Annotated in this window: 2 protein-coding genes; one reads left to right on the top strand and one right to left on the bottom strand. The window is 68.7% G+C overall.

Annotated features, from left to right (window positions below; genetic code table 11):
- Nucleotides 1–663, top strand: a 663-nt coding sequence (locus JCM25156_RS25870; RefSeq protein WP_034960774.1) for an EcsC family protein, incomplete at its 5' end; no start/stop codon positions are given.
- Between the two features lie 256 nt (nucleotides 664–919).
- On the opposite strand, the gene JCM25156_RS25865 is transcribed toward JCM25156_RS25870, so the two are convergent.
- On the bottom strand, nucleotides 920–1,128 hold a 209-nt coding region (locus tag JCM25156_RS25865; RefSeq protein WP_034960773.1), incomplete at its 5' end, for an NAD(P)-dependent oxidoreductase.

Here is a 1,128-nt window from a genome sequence, read left to right as displayed (position 1 = left end):
CCTGCCAGGCACGCCTGCAATCCGCGGCGGGAGACGGCCATCTCGCGCGCGTTCAATATCGCCGTCATCGGCATGGACCGCCCGTATGATGTCCCGGCCACGCCGGGCGGCGGGGTCACGTGGCGTGATCCGGCGGTCAGGGCGGCGGTGACCGTATCGGGCGCGGTGGGCGGCTTTACCGGCCTGCCGGGTCTGGTGGCCGATGTGGGTTTCACCACGCTGACCATCATGCGCGAGATCGCCCGCATCGCTCGTGAACAGGGCGAGGATCTGTCACAGGAAGACGCGCGCGCCGCCTGTCTGGAGGTTTTCGCCCTGCGGGCCTTCCCGTTCGGGGGCAAGGCCAGGGGGCCGGGGGAAGATAGCGAGCTTGGTTATTTCTCGGCCCGCGCCATGCTGCGTGGCCGCCCCGTCATCATGCTGGTCAGCGAGGTCGCGACCCATTACGGGCTGGGCCTGTCGCGCAAATTCGCGTTGCAGATGATGCCGGTGGCCGGTGCGCTGTGCGGGGCCTCGCTCAACGCGGCGTTCCTGTCCCATTACCGCGCCGTGGCGCAGGCGCATTTCACCATCCGGCGGCTTGAGCGTGAATTCGGGCCGGAAGTGCGCCGCACGGCGGCGGATCTCAAGGCCCATGCGGCGGCGCAGGCCCGCGAGGACTGACAGCAGCCATGGCAGGGATACGGTTCTCCCTGCCTGCCCCGTCCGGCCCTATTTCCGCCCGTCCCGCACCGCGCGCGGGCCGGAGGCGCTCACGAACTCGGCCAGCAGGCTGCCCAGCGCGAAGATGACGTAAAATCCGTCAGCGTGCGCCATGCGCCCCCCATATGGGGGGCCACCCCCTGCAGGATGAGGGTGACCAGCGCGAACAGGGCGAAAACACCCGGTGCTCCCATAACCGTACTTCCTTATGACCGGATCAGGCGCTGACCGGGGTGGGGGCCGCGCGACCGTTCAGCACGGCCTCCACGTTATCGACCGCCAGCATGCCCATGTCGGTGCGGGTCTCGAAGGTGGCGCTGCCCACATGGGGGGTCAGGAACACGTTGGGCAGTTCCAGAAAGCGCGGGTCGGGATTGGGTTCATTGCGGAAAACATCCAGCCCCGCCGCGCCAACCTGCCCGCTGC

It is taken from the genome of Komagataeibacter kakiaceti JCM 25156 (assembly GCF_000613305.1).
The sequence above is the reverse complement of the archived record's forward strand: the minus strand, read 5'-3'. Positions and strand labels throughout refer to the sequence as shown.